Genomic DNA, 17,515 nt, shown 5'->3' with positions numbered 1-17,515 from the left:
GCCATGCTCACGGCAGGGCAGGTGCTCCAGCTCATCAGGAACGGCTCCTGCCGAACGCGCAAGGAACTCATCGAGTTCACCGGCCTGTCCCGCTCGACGATCACCGACCGGGTCGACCGGCTCATCGAGGCCGGATACATCCACGAGTCCGGCGTCGCCATCTCCGGCGGCGGACGGCCGCCGTCGGTGCTCGACATCGACTCCACCAACCGGTTCGCCCTCGTGGCCGACCTCGGCGCCGGCCACGCCCGCGTGGCGCTGACCGACCTCGCCGCCCGCCCGCTGGCCGAGGAGCACACCGAGATCCGCATCGAGCTCGGCCCCGAACCCGTCCTGACCTGGGTCCGCCAGGCCTTCCAGCGTCTGCTCGACCGGACCGGGCACGCCCGCGACCGGGTCTGCGGCATCGGCGTCGACCTGCCCGGCTCCGTCGACCACGCCTCCGGCCGGGCCGTCAGGTCGTTCCTGATGCCCGGCTGGGACGAGTACCCGATCGCCCAGGCCATCGGCGCCGGCTTCGACGTGCCGATCCTGGTGGAGAACGACGCCAAGGCGATGGCGCTCGGCGAATGGTGGACGCACTGGCGCGAGACGCCCTCGCTGCTGCTCATCAAGGTCTCCACCGGGATCGGGGCGGGCATCGTCATCGACGGCCAGATCTACCGGGGCGTGGAGGCGGCCGCGGGCAACCTCGGCCACGTACGGCTGCGCGACAGCGACGACCGGGTCTGCACCTGCGGCTCACGCGGCTGCGTCGCCTCGCTGGCCAGCGGCCACGCGCTCGCCGTGGACCTCGGGCAGGCCTCGAGCCGCGACGTCGTCCGGCTGGTGCAGGCCGGCGACCCCACGGCCATCGCGCGTACCCAGGAGGCCGGCCGTACGCTGGGGATCGTGCTGGCCACGGCGGTGAGCCTGCTCAACCCGGGGGTGCTGGTGCTGGCCGGTGACATGGCCGAGACCCGGGAGCACTACCTGACGGGCATCAGGGAGAGCGTCTACCGGCGGAGCCTGCCGTACACGACCCGCAATCTCGATATCGTGACGAGTGTGCTCGGCGCGCGTGCGGGCATCGTGGGCACGGCGGTGATCGTGACGGAGCACGTCCTGTCCCCTGACGCCGTGGACGCCGCGCTGGAGGGGCCCCGGCTGGCCGATCGCGCCTAGGTCGCGGTACGGCCCAGCGCCTCGCCCAGCAGGGCGGGGGCGACGGCCAGCGACGGCCCGTACCACGTGAGCAGGCGCCCGCTCACCAGCGCGCAGGGCAGCCCGGGAAAGGCCTCGGGCCCGTCGCCGGCGGAGAAGGCGTAGGGCTCGTCGGGCAGCACGACCAGGTCGGGGGCGGCGGCGAGCAGGTCGGGCAGGGGGATCTTGGGATAGCGCTCGGCGTGCCCCTCGTAGAGGTTGTCGACGCCGAGGCGCCGCAGCACGTCACCGGTGAAGGTGCCGCTGCCCACGACCATCCACGGCCGCCGCCAGATCGGCACGACGGCGCTCGCGCGTACGGCGGGCTCCGGCAGGTCCCAGGCGGCCCGTGCCGCGCCCAGCCAGGGCGGCGCCGGAGTACGGCAGGCCAGCTCGAACATCCTGGCCAGCGAGGTGAACGCCTCCTCCACCGTCCTGATCACCGTGCCCCAGACCGGGATCCCGGCCTCTCGCAGCGCCAGGATGTCCTGCTCGCGGTTCTCCTCGAAGTTGGCGAGGACCACGTCGGGCCGCAGCCGCACGATGGCGTCGAGGTCGGGGTTCTTGGTGCCGCGTACGCGGGTCACGTCGAGGTCCGCCGGATGCGAGCACCAGTCGGTCGCGCCGACCAGCGCATCGGGCACCGTGGCCGCGACCGACTCGGTCAGCGAGGGGACCAGCGAGACGATCCGCCGCACCTGGTCGGGCACCGCCGAGGGGGCTCCGGTGTCGTCGCTCAGCACACGGCCAAGTATCCCGCACGCCGTCCCATAGCACGGTGATCCCCTCCCGGACGTTATGGCCGATCTCGCGCCACGTCACGGGTCGAATACGTAGGATCGCAGCAAAGGCCGACTATTTGTGATCGGGGGATCACCGGTTGGACCAGAGGAGTTCGAGGGGCTTCGATCCGAACAAGCCCAACGCCGCCCGGCTGTACGACTACTACCTGGGCGGCAAGGACAACTTCCCGGCCGATCGGGCGGCGGCGGAGAAGATCTTACGGGTGGCGCCCGAGCTGAGGGCCGCCGCCCGCGCCAACCGCGCCTTCCTGGGACGTGCGGTGAGACACCTGTCGGGGCAGGGGATCACGCAGTTCCTGGACATCGGCACCGGCCTGCCCACGCAGGGCAACGTGCACGAGGTCGCGCCGCCCGGCGCACGGGTGGCGTACGTGGACAACGACCCGGTCGTGCTCGTTCACGCCAGGGCGCTGCTGGCACTCGACAGCGACACCTCCGTGGTCCAGGGCGACCTGCGCCATCCCGAGGAGATACTCAAGGACGGCGAGCTCGGCATCGACTTCGACCGCCCGGTCGGCATCCTGCTCGTGGCGGTCCTGCACTTCGTCGCCCGCTCCGAAGACCCGGGCCGGATCATCGCCACGCTCAGGGACGCGATGGCGCCCGGCAGCTTCCTGGTCCTGTCCCACGGCACCAGCGACGCCCGCGCGGCGGCGGTGACCAAGGGCACCGAGGTCTACCAGAACTCCGCCAGCCCGCTGACGCTGCGCAGCAGGGACGAGATCGCGGCCATGTTCGACGGCTTCGCGCTGGAGGAGCCGGGCGTCGTCTGGCTGCCGGAATGGCGTCCCGACGACACCGACATGATCGACTTCCCCGGGCAGCCGGAGAAGTCGCTCATCCTCTGCGGAATCGGCCGGAAGACCTGACTTCTACTTGAGTGCCTTGAGCGCGCCCTCGTAGTCGGGCTCCTGCACGATCTCCGGGACCAGCTCGGAGTGGACGACCTTGTTCTCGCCGTCGAGCACGACGACCGCGCGGGCCGCGAGTCCGGCCAGCGGGCCGCTCTCCTGCGCCACGCCGTAGTCGCTCAGGAACTCCCTGCCGCGCATCAGCGAGAGCGTCACCACCTTGTCGAGGCCCTCGGCGCCGCAGAAGCGGCCCTGCGCGAACGGCAGGTCGGCCGAGACGCACAGGACGACGGCGTCGGGGTGGTCGGCGGCCACCTCGTTGAACCGCCGCACCGACGCCGCGCAGACCCCGGTGTCGATGCTCGGGAAGATGTTGAGGACCTTGTACTTGTCGCCGTAGTCGGCCAGCGAGACGTCGGACAGGTCCTTGGCCACCAGCGTGAAGCCGGGCGCGCTGTCACCGGGCCGCGGGAACGTGCCGCCGACCGTGACCGGGTTGCCCTTGAACGTGATCTCGGACATGAAAACCTCCAGTTAGCTGTGCTCCCCAGCAGGCGATCATATGCCCTTCACATTGCGCAGGTTCGACCTGGCCATGTCCACCATCCTGCCGACCCCGCCGGACAGGACGATCTTCCCGGCGGCCAGCGCGAACCCCTTCATCTGCTCGGCCGAGACCTTCGGCGGGATCGACAGCGCGTCCGGGTCGGTGATCAGGTCCACGAGGTAGGGGCCGTCGGCGGCGAACGCCTTCGCCAGCGCCTCGCGGATCTCCCCCGGCCTGGTCACCGTGACCGACGGGATGCCGACGGCCGCCGCCACCGCCGCGTAGGACACCTGCTCGTGGTCGGTGCCGAAGTCGGGCAGGCCGTCCACGAGCATCTCCAGCTTCACCATGCCGAGCGAGGAGTTGTTGAACACCACCGTCTTGACCGGCAGGTCGTGCAGCTTGACCGTGATCAGCTCGCCGAGCAGCATGGCCAGCCCGCCGTCGCCGGACATGGAGACGACCTGGCGGCCGCGGTCGGCGAAGGCGGCGCCGATGGCGTGCGGCAGCGCGTTGGCCATCGAGCCGTGCTTGAAGGAGCCGATCACCCGCCGCCGGCCGTTCGGGGTGAGGTAGCGGGCCGCCCAGACGTTGCACATGCCGGTGTCCACGGTGAAGACCGCGTCGTCGGCGGCCACCTCGTCCAGGATGCTCGCCGCGTACTCGGGGTGGATGGGCGCCCTGTCCTTGATGTCGCGCGTGTAGGCCTCGACCACGTGCTCCAGCTTCTTGCAGTGCTCGCGCAGCATCTTGCCGAGGAAGCGCCGGTCGCTCTTCTGCTCCACCTTCGGCAGTACGGCCCGCAGCGTCGTGGCCACGTCGCCGTGCACGGCCAGGTCCAGCGGCGTCCGCCGGCCGAACACCGCCGGGTCGGCGTCGATCTGCACGGTCTTCGTGCCCGGCAGGAAGTCGGTGTAGGGGAAGTCGGTGCCGACGAGCACCACCAGGTCGGCCTCGCTCATCGCCTCGTAGCAGGCGCCGTACCCGAGCAGGCCGCTCATGCCGACGTCGAACGGGTTGTCGTACTGGATCCACTCCTTGCCGCGCAGGGCGTGGCCGACGGGCGCGTTCAGTCGCGCGGCCAGCGACATGACCTCGTCGTGGGCGCCGCGCACGCCCGCGCCGCAGAACAGCGTGACCTTCTCGGCCGCGTTGAGCGCGCCGGCGAGCTGGGCGACCTGGTCGGCCGGCGGATGCACGACGCCGCGCCGCACCAGCATGTCGTGCCGCCCGACCGGGGCTGCCGCCTTCTGATGGGCCACGTCGCCGGGCAGCACGACGACGCCGACGCCGCCGAGCCCGATCGCGTGCTGGATCGCGCTGCGCAGCACCGTCGGCATCTGGGCCGGCCAGTTGATCGCCTCGCAGTAGACGCTGCACTCGGTGAACAGCCGCTCCGGATGGGTCTCCTGGAAGTAGCCGGTGCCGATGTGCGTGCTCGGGATGTGCGAGGCCAGCGCGAGCACGGGCGCGCCGCTGCGCTGGGCGTCGTACAGGCCCTGGATCAGGTGGGTGTTGCCGGGGCCGCAGCTGCCGGCGCACACCGCCAGCCGCCCGGTCACCTGGGCCTCGGCGGCGGCGGCGAACGCCCCGGCCTCCTCATTGCGCACGTGTGCCCATTCGATGGAGCCGGAGCGCCTGATCGCGTCCACGATGGGGTTGAGACTGTCGCCCACGACCCCGTAGACCCGTTCCACGCCGGCCTGAATCAAGACCTGTACGAACTGCTCGGCAAGGGTCGTCATGCCCCGAACCATGACCTGGTTAGGGACGACCTAAACGTTGCGCCGGTACTGCCCGCCCGCCTCGAACAGCGCGTCGGTGATCTGGCCCAGCGAGCACACCCGGGCCGCCTCCATCAGCGCCGCGAAGGCGTTGCCGTCCGACATCGCCGCCTCGCGCAGCCTCGCCAGGGCCGCGGGGGCCTCGGCGCGGTTGCGCTCGTGGAAGGCGTGCAGCCGGTCGAGCTGCGAGCGCTTCTCCTCCTCCGTGCCGCGGGCGAGCTCCAGCTTCTTGTGCGGCTCCCCGCCGTCGTCGCCGTTGCGGAAGGTGTTGACGCCGATGAGCGGCAGCGAGCCGTCGTGCTTGCGGGTCTCGTAGAGCATCGACTCGTCCTGGATCTTGCCGCGCTGGTAGCCGGTCTCCATCGCGCCCAGGACGCCGCCGCGGTCCGACAGCCGCTCGAACTCCCGCAGCACCGCCTCCTCGACCAGGTCGGTGAGTTCGTCGATGATGAACGCGCCCTGCACCGGGTTCTCGTTGCGCGCCAGGCCCCACTCGCGGTTGATGATCAGCTGGACGGCCATCGCGCGGCGCACCGACTCGGCCGACGGCGTCGTCACCGCCTCGTCGTAGGCGTTGGTGTGCAGGCTGTTGCAGTTGTCGTAGATGGCGATCAGGGCCTGCAGCGTGGTGCGGATGTCGTTGAAGTTCATCTCCTGGGCGTGCAGGGACCGGCCCGAGGTCTGGACGTGGTACTTGAGCTTCTGGGAACGCTCGCCCGCGCCGTACCTCTCCCTCATCGCCACCGCCCAGATGCGGCGGGCCACGCGCCCGAGCACCGAGTACTCGGGATCCATCCCGTTGGAGAAGAAGAACGACAGGTTCGGCGCGAAGTCGTCCACGTTCATCCCGCGCGCCAGGTACGCCTCGACGTAGGTGAAGCCGTTGGCCAAGGTGAAGGCGAGCTGGCTGATCGGGTTCGCCCCGGCCTCGGCGATGTGGTAGCCGGAGATGGAGACGGAGTAGAAGTTCCGCACCTGGTTCTGGATGAACCACTCCTGGATGTCGGCCATCATCCGCAGCGAGAACTCCGTGGAGAAGATGCAGGTGTTCTGGCCCTGGTCCTCCTTGAGGATGTCCGCCTGTACGGTCCCCCGCACCTTGGCCAGGGTGGCGGCTCTCACCGCGTCCGGGTCCGCGTCGGGGTCGCGCTCCAGGGCCTGGTCCATGGCGGCGTTGAGGAAGAAGGCCAGGATCGTCGGGGCGGGGCCGTTGATGGTCATGGAGACGGAGGTGTTCGGGGCGGCCAGGTCGAAGCCGTCGTAGAGCACCTTCATGTCGTCCAGGGTCGCGATGGACACACCGCTGGTGCCGACCTTGCCGTAGATGTCCGGGCGCAGGTCGGGGTCGTGGCCGTACAGGGTCACCGAGTCGAACGCCGTCGACAGGCGGGTGGCCGGCTGGCCCTCCGACAGCAGCTTGAAGCGCCGGTTGGTGCGGAACGGGTCGCCCTCTCCCGCGAACATCCGGGTGGGGTCCTCGTCGTCGCGCTTGAACGGGAAGACGCCCGCGGTGAACGGGAAGCGGCCGGGCAGGTTCTCGCTCCTGAGGAAGCGCAGCAGCTCGGCGTGGTCCTCGAAGCGCGGCAGGGCCACGCGGGGGATCCGGTTGCCCGACAGCGTCTCGCGCCAGAGCGGCGTGTGCAGTTCCTTGTCGCGGACCTTCACCACGAGCTCGTCGGCCCGGTAGGCCTCCTTGGTGGCGGGCCAGTCGGCGAGCAGGGCGCGGGACTCGGCCGACAGGTCGGACTCGGCGCGGCCGAGCAGCTCGTCCAGGCGGGAGGCGTCCTCTCCCAGCATGTCGCGGACGGCGGCGAGCTGCTGACGGCGGCGGGCCACGTCCATCTGGGCCAGGGTCTCGGCGTGGTAGGCGCGCACGCCCTCGGCGATCTCGGCCAGGTAGCGCACCCGCGCGGGCGGGACGATCGCCGCCGACACCTGCGAGGTGCGGCCCTGGACCCTGGCCAGCAGCCCCGGTCCCGCCTGCAGGCCCTTCTCGGCCAGCAGTTCCTTGACGTGCTGGTAGAGGGCGGTGACGCCGGCGTCGTTGTAGCGGGCGGCGATGGTGCCGAAGACGGGCATGTCCTCCGGCTTGACGCCGAAGGCCTCGCGGTTGCGCACGATCTGGCGGCGCACGTCGCGCAGGGCGTCCTCGGCGCCGCGGCGCTCGTACTTGTTGATGGCCACGGCCTCGGCGAAGTCGAGCATGTCGATCTTCTCCAGCTGGGAGGCCGCGCCGAACTCGGGCGTCATCACGTAGATGGGCACGTCGACGTGGGGGACGATGCCGGCGTCGCCCTGGCCGATGCCGGGCGTCTCCACGATCACCAGGTCGTAGCCGGCCGCCCGGCAGGCGGCGATCACGTCGTCCAGGTGCTCGGGGACCTCGGCGACCGCGCCGCGCGTGGCCAGGGAGCGGAAGAAGGTCTGGGCGCCCAGGCTGTTCATCCTGATGCGGTCGCCGAGCAGGGCGCCGCCGCCGCGCCTGCGGGTCGGGTCGATCGCGATGACGGCGATGCGCAGCTTGTCGTCGTTGTCCACGCGCAGGCGGCGGACCAGCTCGTCGGTCAGCGAGGACTTGCCGGAGCCGCCGGTGCCGGTGATGCCGAGCACCGGGGCGTGGCGCTGGGCGCCGCGGATGCCCGCGAGGAGCTCCTCCTCGGCGCGCCCCGACTCGATCAGCGTGATCGCCCTGGCGAGGGCGGCCTGGTCGCCGGAGAGCACCGCCTCGGTCGAGGGGGCGCCGCCGAGCTCGACGTCGCACTCCTCGATCAGCTTGTTGATCATGCCGGGCAAGCCGAGCCGCTGGCCGTCCTCGGGCGAGAAGATGCGGGTGACGCCGCGGGAGTGGAGCAGGTCGATCTCGTCCTGGACGATGACGCCGCCGCCTCCGCCGTACACCTTGACGTGCCCGGCGCCGCGCTCGCGCAGCAGCTCGACGAGATAGGAGAAGAACTCGACGTGACCGCCCTGGTAGGAGCTGATGGCGACGCCCTGGACGTCCTCCTGGATGGCGGCGGTGACGACCTCGTCCACCGAGCGGTTGTGGCCGAGGTGGATCACTTCCGCGCCCTGGGTCTGCAGGATGCGGCGCATGATGTTGATCGCGGCGTCGTGGCCGTCGAACAACGCCGCCGCGGTCACGAATCGAACAGGGTGGGCCGGAACGTGCACGCCAGATCACTCCTTCGTGAGGGGCCTCACCTACAAACTACTAGGACGTCCTACTAAATGCCCAGCGTCGCAGGTGACCGCCCCTCTCAGAGGCGTTCGTACGGCCTGCGGCCCCGCGTTCTGACGTGGGTGCGATGGATCGGCGGCGGCCCTTCGTGGAAGCGGTTGGGCGCCCGTTCGCGCACCGGAGGTTCCACTGGTTCCGGTGGGAGCTCCGGGGTTGGCGCGTTCCATGGGACGAGCTCGCGAAGGACCCTGCGGTGCGTGCCACGACTACGGCCGGCCAGGCGGAAGCTCACCACGACGGTGGTCAGCACGATGAAGGCGAGCAGGGCCTGCGGGGTGCCGAGGAGGTCAAGCGGGGAATCCTTCGCGGGCATCTCGGTGTAGGTCTTGAGCTCGGGGGCGTAGGCGGTGGGCTGTTCGGTGGGCTGGAGCGTGCCGGCCAGCGTCTTCTCCTTGACCACGCGGGGCAGGCCGTAGCCGACGACTTTCTCCTGGTCACGAAATTTCCGCTTTAACCAGACTTTGTCGACATTCGCCTCGATGGTGCGGATCTTGGTGCCGTCGACCTTCTCCACGATGCCCACGTGGTCGACGCCCTTGTAGCTCTTGCCGCCGCTCCAGTCGTAGAAGACCAGGGCGCCGGGCTCGGGCGTGCGCGACCAGGCGCCCTGCTTGATGAACCAGGCGGCGTGCGAGGGTGTCCAGGCGAACTGGCCGACGTACTCGCCGACGCCCGCCTTCTCCGCGGCCCACGCGATGAACATGTCGCACCACGGCGCGTTCTTGTACTGGGGATCCTGGAGGCGATCCGCGTACCACTCGCCGAACTTGGTGTGCTGCCCGCCCTTTTCCCGGTATCCGAGCTCCGGGCGGACCTTTTCCAGAAGATCTTCAGCGATCGGGTCCAGGACGACTCCTCCCAGATAACCGGCAGATCACGATGGACTGTAGTAGCGCCTTCGTGATCGCGTGCCGTACATCCGGAAGATAGTCACTGGGGTGGCAAAATGTGGCTTTTGTGGCGCGGGTGACTAGCTACTACGCGGCTTAGGAACCGGCCCCGACGCGGAAGACCTTCGCGTCACCCTCCCCCGGTGACACGACGTCCGCCACGATGACGGTGACGTTGTCCGGCGAGCCGCCCTGGTTGGCAAGATCGATCAACCTCTGGACGGCGAGGGCCGGGTCGGCCACAGTGGTCAGGATCTCGTGCAGGATCTCGGGCCCCAGGACCCCGGTCAGCCCGTCGGAGCAGAGGAGGTAGCGATCTCCAGGATCGGCCTCGCGCAGCGACATGTCCGGCTCCGCCCTGCCCTCGCTGCCCAGCACGCGCAGCACCATCGACCGGCGCGGATGCACCGCCGCCTGGTCCTCGGTAATCCGCCCTTCGTCCACCATGGACTGCACAAGTGTGTGATCCTTGGTGATCTGGTAAAGAGCACCGTCGCGAAGCAGGTACCCACGGGAGTCACCCAGATGAGCCAGCGCGAAGCGGTAGCCGTCCCACAGCGTGGCGGTGACCGTGGTGCCCATCCCCCGGCGCGCGGGGTCGATGTCGGCCAGCTCGACCAGCCGGCGCGCCGCCTCGTGCACGGCGCCCTCCAGCGCGGCCTCCAAATCGGCGCCCGTCTCGGGAAGCGACGCATCCAGCTCGCGCATGACGGCGATCGCGGCCGAGCTCGCCAGCTCTCCCGCCGCGTGCCCGCCCATGCCGTCCGCCACGACGAGCAGGCGGGCGCTCGCGAAGCCCGCGTCCTCGTTCTGCTCTCTGCGGCGGCCCACGTCTGATCCCGCGGCATAGCGGATGTTGTGCTTCATACCCTGCAGTAAATCATTGGTTGAAAGACTTCACAAGCAGATGCGCTGAAGACTCTTGTGAACTACTGTGGGCGTCATGAGCCACGACCCCACCGTCAACGCCGGGGACATCGCCCGGCTCGCCGGTGTCGGGCGTGCCGCGGTCAGCAACTGGCGACGCCGCCACGACGACTTCCCCCAGCCGGTCGGCGGAACCGCCAACCAGCCGTTGTTCCTGCTGCGCCAGGTCGAGGCCTGGCTGCTGCGCTATGGGAAGTCCTACCAGGTATCACTGGCCGACCGGGTGTGGCAACGCCTGAAAGCCGCCGGAGATTTGCGGCTCGGCGAGCTCGTCGCCGAGGCCGGCGCGCTGCTGACCGGCGGCGAGAGCGTGCCGGACCCGGAGCTGGCCGCGATGATCACCGAGCTGGCCGGCGAGGAGGGCGCCGCGGCGGCCTACGACTTCCTCTGCGAGCGCTACCTGGAAGCCCACTCCCGCCAGCTGTCCGTCACCCGTGAGGAAGTGGCCGCGCTGATGGTACGGCTGGCCGTGCCGGAGGGCGGGACCGTTCTCGACCCGGCCTGCGGCGTCGGCACCCTCCTCCTGGCCGCAGCCGGCGCCGTCCCCGGGCCGCGCTACCTCGGCCAGGACCTCAGCGCCTCCTCCGCCCGCATCGCCGCCGCCCGGTTGCGGCTCGGCGGCCACGAGGCCGAGATCGTCGCCGGCGACTCCATGCGCCGCGACGGCTTCCCCGGCGCCAAGGCCGACGCCGTCGTCTGCGACCCGCCCTTCAACGAACGCGCCTGGGGCTACGAGGAGCTCACCGGCGACCCCCGCTGGGAGCACGGCCTGCCGCCGCGCGGCGAGTCCGAACTGGCCTGGGTACAGCACTGCCTCACCCACGTCCGGCCCGGCGGCACGGTCGCGATCCTCATGCCGCCCGCCGCCGCCAGCCGCAAGCCCGGCCGCCGCATCCGGGCCAACCTCCTGCGCGCCGGCGCCCTGCGCGCGGTGATCGCGCTGCCGGGCTCCGACCTGTGGCTGCTGCGCCGTCCCACGCAGGGCGAGCGCCCGCCCTCCGACGTGCTGATCGTGGACGCCACCGACGACCTGTCCGCCGTCGAGCCCGCCTGGCGCGCGCACCTGGAGGACCGTTCCGAGCAGACGGTACGCATCATCGACCTGCTCGCCGACGAGGTCGACATGACCCCGGCCCGGCATCGCCGCCTGGAGGATCTGGGCAGGGCCTTCACCGAGGCCCGTGACAGGTTTCTGGCGGCCTCCGCCGTACCGCCGGATCTGAAGGTTCTCGACCAGCCGCTGGAACGGCCCGTCACCACCGTCGGCGACCTCATCAAGGAAGGGCTGGTCGCGGTGCTGCAGGCACCGCCGCGCATGACCGCCGACGGCGGCGAGCTGCCCGTGCTGACCGCCGACGACGTGGCGCAGGGCTCGCCACCGTCCGGCCGCACCACGCCGTCCACCGGTCTGGTCCCGGTACTACCCGGCGACGTCGTGGCCTCCTACTCCAGCGTCCGCGTCATCGGCGAGCCCGACGGCGTGCTCGGCCCGCACCTCACGCTCTACCGCGTCGACCCGCGCCGCCTGGACGCCGACTTCCTCGCCGGTTTCCTGCGCGGCGCGGGCGGCCGCGCCACGACCGGCTCCAGCCGCTTCGACGCCCGCCGCACGCGCCTGCCCCGGGTGTCCATGGAGGAGCAGCGGGAGTACGGCGCCGCCTTCCGCCAGCTGGCCGATCTCGAAGACGCGCTGCGCGAGGCCAGCGCGCTGGGCCAGTCCTTGATCCGTCTCGGCCTCGACGGCTTGATCGACGGGCATCTGCACCCGTAGTCCTGACGGTGTAGCTTTTTCCCGAAAGGCTGCGGGGAGGGGCGAATGGTCATCGGCGACCGCTATGAGCTCGACGACCTCCCGCTCGGGCAGGGCGGCATGGGCGCGGTCTACTCCGGGCACGACCGCCACCTCGACCGCAGGGTCGCCGTGAAGCTCCTGCACATGCGCGGATTCAGCGCCGACGACGAGGAACTGGAGCGGCGCTTCATCCGCGAGGCCCGCATCCTCGCCCGCCTGGAACACCCCGGCGCCCCCGTCCTGTACGACTTCGGCACCCACGAACAACGGCTGTTCCAGGTCATGCAGTTCATCGAGGGCGTCACCGTGGCCGACGTCGTCAGCGAGCACGGGCCGCTGCCGGTGCCGTGGGCCTGCGCCATCGCCGCCCAGGCCGCCGCCGTCCTGTCAGCCGCCCACGCGCTGGCGATCTGCCACCGCGACCTCAAGCCCACCAACCTCATGCTCTGCCCGGACGGCAGCGTCAAGGTCCTCGACTTCGGGCTCGCCATGCTCCGCGAAACCGACCTCGGCCAGTTCACCCGCATCGGCCAGATCCTCGGCACACCCGCGTACATGGCGCCCGAGCAGATCCAACGCGGCCTCGCCGACCCGCGCAGCGACCTGTACTCCTTGGGCTGCGTCCTGCACGAGATGCTGACCGGCCGCCAGCTGTTCACCGGCCCCACCGACTACGTGGTCTTCGAACAGCAGGTGAAGGAGTCGCCACCGGAGATCCCCGGCCTGCCTCCCGAACTGGCCGCGATCCTGGCCGCCCTGCTGGAGAAGACGCCCGAATCCCGCCCCGCCGACGCCGCCACCCTGTACCGCCGCCTCGACCCCCTGGCCCAGGGCCTGCCGATGCTCCCCGGCTTCCTCGCCCCCGACCCCAGTCCGGGCCGCATGTACGCCCGAATAGTAGGCCGAGCCCTAACCCCCTGACCCACCCTCACCGCCCCCGGTCTCCCCTCCCCCGTCTCTCCTCCTGACTGCTCTTCCCTCCCCTCACCGCCTCGCCGCTCCTCTTGCCGGCCCACCTGCCACCGGCTCTCCCAGGCCCTCCCGCCCTACGGCGGCCCTCAGCCCTGGCGCGCCTCCCTCTGCTGTTCGGTGGCGCGCCCCCTTGCCCGGTCTCGATGGGTGTCGGGAGCGTGAGGCCGATGAGTTTTTGTCGGTCCCGAGGTCAATAGTGGTGCCCATCACATTCCCCGAGGAGACTCTCACCATGACCGAGCCCGTCGCCGGACAGGGTGCGCGCTGGCTGCGCGGACCGCTCCGCCCGTTCCAGCACGGCCAGTACCGCCTGCTGACGGGCTCACTCACCGCGTCCATGCTGGGCGAGGGCCTGTGGCTGATGGCCATGGTCTGGCAGGTGATCGCCCTCGACGGTAAGGCGGGCGAGCTCTCCATCGTCTCCACCGGCGCCGCGGTCGGCATGGTGGCCACGGTGCTGCTCGGCGGTGTGATCGCCGACCGGGTCCCGCAGCGCCGCGTACTCCTGACGACCGAACTCGTCCTCGCCGCCTCCGCCATGGTGATCGCCACCCTGGCGCTGACCGGCGTGATCGAGATCTGGCACCTGGCCGTGGTCGCCTTCGTACGCGGCATAGGCAGCGGCTTCTACTACCCGGCCTACTCGGCGATGCTCCCCTCCATCGTCCCCGCCGACCATCTGCTGGCCGCCAACGGCGTGGAGGGCGTCCTGCGCCCGGTCGTCATGCAGGCGGCGGGCCCGGCGATCGCGAGCTTCCTGGTGGCCGCCCAGTCCCCGGCCACCGCCCTCGCGGTAGGCGCCGGTACGCAGATCGTGGCCACGATCTTCCTGGTCTTCATGCGCCCGGTCCCGCTGCGCAGAGACCAGAGTGAGGGAGACACCGGCCACCCCGTCAGATCCATGGCCAAGGACCTGCGCGACGGCTTCGTCTACATGCTGAAGACCCCGTGGCTCCTGGCCACCCTGCTCTTCGCCTCGCTGATGATCCTGGTGACGATGGGCCCGATGGAGGTGCTCATCCCGTTCGCGGTGAAGGACGGCGCGGGCGGCGGCCCGAAGGAACACGCCATCGTCATGGCCGCCTTCGGCATCAGCGGCGCCCTGGCCTCATTGGTGATGGCCAGCCGCAAACTCCCCAAGCGCTACCTGACCGCCATGAACCTCATGTGGGGCCTCGCCTGCCTCCCCTTCATCCTCATCGGCGTGGCCTCCAACATCTGGCTGATCGTGCTGGCCGCGTTCATCCTGGGCGCCCTGTTCAGCGCGCCGATGGTCATCTGGGGTACGTTGCTCCAGCGCCGCGTACCCCCGGAACTCCTGGGCCGTGTATCCAGCCTCGACTTCTTCGTCTCCCTGGTCTTCATGCCCGTCTCCATGGCCCTGGCCGGCCCGGTGAGCGTGGCCATCGGCCTGACCCCGACGTTCATCATCGCCGGCATCCTGCCGCTCCCGATCGCCATCATCGCCATCCTGCTGGCCCGCATGCCCGCCGACGAACTGGCCCACCCCCTGGACCACGAACCCACCCCAGAACCCAACCCCCAACCCACCACCCCCTAGTCCGAAAATCGGAGAGTTAGCGGGCAGGCGGCAGCGGACCCTGGCGTGTGGTGGCGCGTCGGGGTTCGTGATCAGCGTGGCTGGTCAGGCAGGTTCGAGGGTGACGCGGTAGCCGAGGGCTTCGAGCTGGCGGATGTGGTTGCGTTTCTTGCGTTCGGGACCGAGTCGTCGGTCGTAGAAGTCGGCGCCCAGGTCGATGAAACGCGCGTCGGGGTCGGACAGCAGGTGCCAGATGATAGTCAAGATCGAGCGGCCGACCGCGACGATCGCGCGTTTGGTGCCGCGGCGGCGGGCGATGCGCCGGAAGCGTTCGCCGAGGAAGGTGTGGCTTTTGCCGGCGACCACAGCCGCTTCACCCAGGACACGGGCCAAGTAGCGGTTGCCGTGGCCGGTGGCGCCGCGGCCTTTGCGCTTGCCCGCCGATTCCCGCACGCCGGGTGCGAAGCGGGCCCAGGAAGCCAGGTGAGCGGCGGTGGGAAAGCGGCTCATGTCCAGGCCGATCTCGGCGATGATCGCTCGGGCGGCGATGGCACCGATGCCGGGAATCTCATCCAGCCGGTCGATCGCCGTGCCCGCGAAAGGGGAGATCAGCTCCTCGATCGCAGTGTCGACCTGCGCGATGTCGTGGTTGACCTGGTCGACGCGGGCCAGCATGGTGCGCAACAGGAAGCTGTGGTGTTCGGTGAAATGCCCGGTGAACGCCTCTTCCAGTTGGCTGATCTTCTTGCGGAGGCTGGAGCGAGCCAGTTGCGCCAGCACACGAGGGTTACGTTCCCCGGCGATCAACGAGGCCATCATCGCCCGGCCGGAGACACCGAAGATGTCCGAGGCGACCACCGACAGCTTGATCTGGGCGTCCTCCAGTAATTTCTCGGCGCGCTGCATCTCGGCAGTACGCGCGCCGATCAGATCGACCCGATAGCGGGCCAGGTCCCGCAGCTGACGAATCTCGGGCGGGGGGACGAAACTGGGCCGCAGCATCTGCCGCTCGGCGACCTTGGCCAGCCACACCGCATCCAGCCGGTCGGTCTTCGGGCGGCCGGGCAGGTGTTTGACATCGCGGGCGTTGACCAGCCACACCTCGAACCCGGCCGCTTCCAGCAGATAGAAGATCGGCTTCCAGTAGTCGCTGGTGGCCTCCATGACCACCCGGGTGACCCCCAGCGCGTGCAGATGATCGGCCATCCCCAGCACCGAGCGGGTCATCGTGGGGTAGGACTGCACCTCCTGAAGCCGCCGTCCCGGCTTGTCCTCATCCGGTACGCGCACGCAGCACATCAGCGTGGCCTTACCGACATCCAGCGCCGCGACCCGCTCGATGATCTCCTCGTGGTCCCTGGATTCCTCCAGCATCACAGACCCTCCCGCCACTCGTCTCACACGCCAGTTCCCTGCACGCTGCCCGAGGAGCCGCTAGGGAAGAAGCGAATCTAGTCCGCGTGCTCGAAGCACAGTGAAGGGCCCACAGCGCGGCTCCCGGCGTCCGACTAACCCACGGCCTCAAAGCGGACCATAGTGGCACGACGTCGGCGGGCAACCACCCCGATTTTCAGCCCGGAACGGGCCTCCCGCTAGGGAGATCAGTGACTAACCCCACCCCCTCACCCAGCCAGTCGGCGCCCCACTGCCTCGCCCTTTGAGCCCTGCCCCTGCCTTGCCCCAGACCCCGCCCTCGGCTCGGCTCGGCTCGGCTCGGCTCGGCTCGGCTCGGCTCGGCGGGGAGTCTCGCGCCTACGCCGGCTCCCTCGCATGGGCTGGAACGCCGTCTGGGCGCAATGAGTGGGTGGATCGCGAGGGCAGCAGCGGCCCGCGGGCGCGGGAGCCTTCTGGTGTTCCGGGGTGCCGGGAGAGGGGCAGGCGGGCGTGCTCGTAGGCATGCGGGTGCGCGTTCGGGCATGCGGGTGGGCCGCCGAGCGGGCGCGGCGGGGGTTTGGGGGGTGAGGGGGTGTCCGGAAGGGGGTGGGGTGGGTTGTTATCTGGTTGGGTTTGGGTCGGGGGGTGTGTTGTCCAGGTAGGCGAGCACTGCCGCCACGCGCCGGTCCACGCGGTCGGTCTGGGCCAGGTCGAGTTTGGCGAAGATGTTGCGGATGTGCTTGTGCACCGCGCCTTCCGAGATCACCAGCTTCTCGGCGATCGCCATGTTGCCCAGGCCTTGGGCCATGTGGGAGAGGACTTCGCGTTCGCGGGCGGTGAGCTGGTCGAGGGGGTCGCGGCGGCGGGCGAAGAGCTGGGCGACCACGTCGGGGTCGATCGCGGTGCCGCCGTCGCCGACCCTGTTCAGCGCGTCCAGGAACTCTTCGACCTTGCCGACCCGCTCCTTGAGCAGGTACCCGATGCCGCGGGTGCCGACGGCCAGCAGGTCGGTGGCGAACGCCTGCTCCACATACGCGGACAGCACCAGAACGCCCAGTTCCGGATGCAGGCGCTTGGCCTTCACCGCCGCCTTGATGCCCTCGTCGGTGTGGGTGGGCGGCATGCGGACGTCCACGACGGCCACGTCGGGGCGGTGTTCCTCGACGGCGGCCAGGAAGCCCTCCGGCTCCCCCGCGGCGGCCGCCACCTCGATGCCTTCGCCGGTCAGCAGCAGGACCAAGCCCTCACGCAGCAGGGCGTCGTCCTCGGCGATCACGACTCGCACGGCAGTTCCACCTCGATCATGGTCGGCCCTCCGTCGGGGCTGGTCAGAGCCATCGTTCCGTCGCGCGCCCCGACGGTCAACCGGCCCGCCGCGGTCTGGGTGCGGTCATGCGCGTAGCGCATCGGCCGAGGTCCGCGCGCGGTCGTGCGCGTGGCGCCTCCACTCGGGGTGAGCCGCGCCGCGTGCTCGGACGGATCGACGCAGCGCTGCGGGACAAGCGGCCAAGTCGCGACCACTGGCCGACCGGGTCGAGCCGACCGGGGTCGCGATCGGGGACCTGCCGGGTCGTGACCGGAGCCGACCGCGTCGCGGCCGTGCCCGCCGGGTCGT

14 protein-coding genes are annotated in these 17,515 nt (G+C 70.3%); 5 read left to right on the top strand and 9 right to left on the bottom strand.

The window, feature by feature from the left end; translation table 11 throughout:
* Window positions 1-3: 3 nt before the first annotated feature.
* Window positions 4-1,164 carry an ROK family transcriptional regulator gene (locus tag ACIBI5_RS32040; RefSeq protein ID WP_397252467.1) on the top strand — a complete coding sequence of 387 codons (1,161 nt, stop codon included), beginning with the start codon at window positions 4-6 and terminating at the stop codon, window positions 1,162-1,164.
* Here ACIBI5_RS32040 and ACIBI5_RS32035 read toward each other — a convergent pair.
* Window positions 1,161-1,922, bottom strand: coding sequence for a helical backbone metal receptor (locus ACIBI5_RS32035; protein ID WP_397252564.1), 762 nt, complete (start codon window positions 1,920-1,922; stop codon window positions 1,161-1,163). The genes ACIBI5_RS32040 and ACIBI5_RS32035 overlap by 4 nt on opposite strands.
* A 140-nt stretch (window positions 1,923-2,062) precedes the next feature.
* Between ACIBI5_RS32035 and ACIBI5_RS32030 the strand changes: the two genes are divergently transcribed.
* Window positions 2,063-2,854: an SAM-dependent methyltransferase gene (locus ACIBI5_RS32030; RefSeq protein ID WP_397252466.1), complete on the top strand. Its 792-nt coding sequence runs from the start codon at window positions 2,063-2,065 to the stop codon at window positions 2,852-2,854.
* Window positions 2,855-2,857: 3 nt separating this feature from the next.
* Here ACIBI5_RS32030 and tpx read toward each other — a convergent pair whose 3' ends face one another.
* The 5 genes from tpx to ACIBI5_RS32005 form a co-directional block, all read right to left on the bottom strand.
* Window positions 2,858-3,358, bottom strand: coding sequence for a thiol peroxidase (gene tpx / locus ACIBI5_RS32025; protein WP_397252465.1), 501 nt, complete (start codon window positions 3,356-3,358; stop codon window positions 2,858-2,860).
* Window positions 3,359-3,394: 36 nt separating this feature from the next.
* Window positions 3,395-5,128, bottom strand: a complete 1,734-nt coding sequence (locus tag ACIBI5_RS32020; protein WP_397252464.1) for a pyruvate dehydrogenase — start codon at window positions 5,126-5,128, stop codon at window positions 3,395-3,397.
* A gap of 30 nt (window positions 5,129-5,158) precedes the next feature.
* On the bottom strand, window positions 5,159-8,338 hold the full coding sequence (gene icmF, locus ACIBI5_RS32015) for a fused isobutyryl-CoA mutase/GTPase IcmF (protein WP_397252463.1): 3,180 nt from the start codon (window positions 8,336-8,338) through the stop codon (window positions 5,159-5,161).
* A gap of 86 nt (window positions 8,339-8,424) precedes the next feature.
* Window positions 8,425-9,228: a CHAP domain-containing protein gene (locus tag ACIBI5_RS32010; protein ID WP_397252563.1), complete on the bottom strand. Its 804-nt coding sequence runs from the start codon at window positions 9,226-9,228 to the stop codon at window positions 8,425-8,427.
* Between the two features lie 163 nt (window positions 9,229-9,391).
* Window positions 9,392-10,162 carry a PP2C family protein-serine/threonine phosphatase gene (locus tag ACIBI5_RS32005; RefSeq protein ID WP_397094837.1) on the bottom strand — a complete coding sequence of 257 codons (771 nt, stop codon included), beginning with the start codon at window positions 10,160-10,162 and terminating at the stop codon, window positions 9,392-9,394.
* 76 nt (window positions 10,163-10,238) lie between these two features.
* On the opposite strand from ACIBI5_RS32005, the gene ACIBI5_RS32000 reads away from it, so the two are divergent.
* The 3 genes from ACIBI5_RS32000 to ACIBI5_RS31990 all read left to right on the top strand — a co-directional run bounded on the left by ACIBI5_RS32000 (window position 10,239) and on the right by ACIBI5_RS31990 (window position 14,547).
* Window positions 10,239-11,993 (top strand): class I SAM-dependent DNA methyltransferase, encoded by a 1,755-nt coding sequence (locus tag ACIBI5_RS32000; protein ID WP_397252462.1) that lies wholly within the window; start codon window positions 10,239-10,241, stop codon window positions 11,991-11,993.
* A gap of 45 nt (window positions 11,994-12,038) precedes the next feature.
* Window positions 12,039-12,935 (top strand): serine/threonine-protein kinase, encoded by an 897-nt coding sequence (locus ACIBI5_RS31995; RefSeq protein ID WP_397252461.1) that lies wholly within the window; start codon window positions 12,039-12,041, stop codon window positions 12,933-12,935.
* 283 nt (window positions 12,936-13,218) lie between these two features.
* Window positions 13,219-14,547: an MFS transporter gene (locus tag ACIBI5_RS31990; protein ID WP_397252460.1), complete on the top strand. Its 1,329-nt coding sequence runs from the start codon at window positions 13,219-13,221 to the stop codon at window positions 14,545-14,547.
* Between the two features lie 84 nt (window positions 14,548-14,631).
* Here ACIBI5_RS31990 and ACIBI5_RS31985 read toward each other — a convergent pair whose 3' ends face one another.
* The 3 genes from ACIBI5_RS31985 to ACIBI5_RS31975 form a co-directional block, all read right to left on the bottom strand.
* Window positions 14,632-15,900 carry an IS110 family transposase gene (locus tag ACIBI5_RS31985; protein ID WP_397252562.1) on the bottom strand — a complete coding sequence of 423 codons (1,269 nt, stop codon included), beginning with the start codon at window positions 15,898-15,900 and terminating at the stop codon, window positions 14,632-14,634.
* A gap of 619 nt (window positions 15,901-16,519) precedes the next feature.
* Window positions 16,520-17,185, bottom strand: coding sequence for a LuxR C-terminal-related transcriptional regulator (locus ACIBI5_RS31980; RefSeq protein WP_397252459.1), 666 nt, complete (start codon window positions 17,183-17,185; stop codon window positions 16,520-16,522).
* A complete protein-coding gene (locus ACIBI5_RS31975; RefSeq protein WP_397252458.1) occupies window positions 17,173-17,307 on the bottom strand; it encodes a hypothetical protein in 135 nt (44 codons plus the stop codon). Before ACIBI5_RS31975 ends, ACIBI5_RS31980 begins: the two co-directional genes overlap by 13 nt.
* Window positions 17,308-17,515: the final 208 nt, after the last annotated feature.

Source organism: Nonomuraea sp. NPDC050540 (genome assembly GCF_044457485.1).
In the GTDB taxonomy this organism is placed as follows: domain Bacteria; phylum Actinomycetota; class Actinomycetes; order Streptosporangiales; family Streptosporangiaceae; genus Nonomuraea.
Note: the sequence above shows the minus strand (reverse complement) of the source record. Positions and strands in the feature narration are given on the sequence as shown.

Coding starts and splice junctions, on each gene's coding strand:
- ACIBI5_RS32005 (WP_397094837.1), bottom strand. CDS start 10,162: ATGAAGCACAACATCCGCTATGCCGCGGGATCAGACGTGGGCCGCCGC.
- ACIBI5_RS32020 (WP_397252464.1), bottom strand. CDS start 5,128: ATGACGACCCTTGCCGAGCAGTTCGTACAGGTCTTGATTCAGGCCGGC.
- ACIBI5_RS31990 (WP_397252460.1), top strand. CDS start 13,219: ATGACCGAGCCCGTCGCCGGACAGGGTGCGCGCTGGCTGCGCGGACCG.
- ACIBI5_RS32000 (WP_397252462.1), top strand. CDS start 10,239: ATGAGCCACGACCCCACCGTCAACGCCGGGGACATCGCCCGGCTCGCC.
- ACIBI5_RS31975 (WP_397252458.1), bottom strand. CDS start 17,307: ATGCGCTACGCGCATGACCGCACCCAGACCGCGGCGGGCCGGTTGACC.
- ACIBI5_RS31985 (WP_397252562.1), bottom strand. CDS start 15,900: ATGCTGGAGGAATCCAGGGACCACGAGGAGATCATCGAGCGGGTCGCG.
- tpx (WP_397252465.1), bottom strand. CDS start 3,358: ATGTCCGAGATCACGTTCAAGGGCAACCCGGTCACGGTCGGCGGCACG.
- ACIBI5_RS32040 (WP_397252467.1), top strand. CDS start 4: ATGCTCACGGCAGGGCAGGTGCTCCAGCTCATCAGGAACGGCTCCTGC.
- ACIBI5_RS31995 (WP_397252461.1), top strand. CDS start 12,039: ATGGTCATCGGCGACCGCTATGAGCTCGACGACCTCCCGCTCGGGCAG.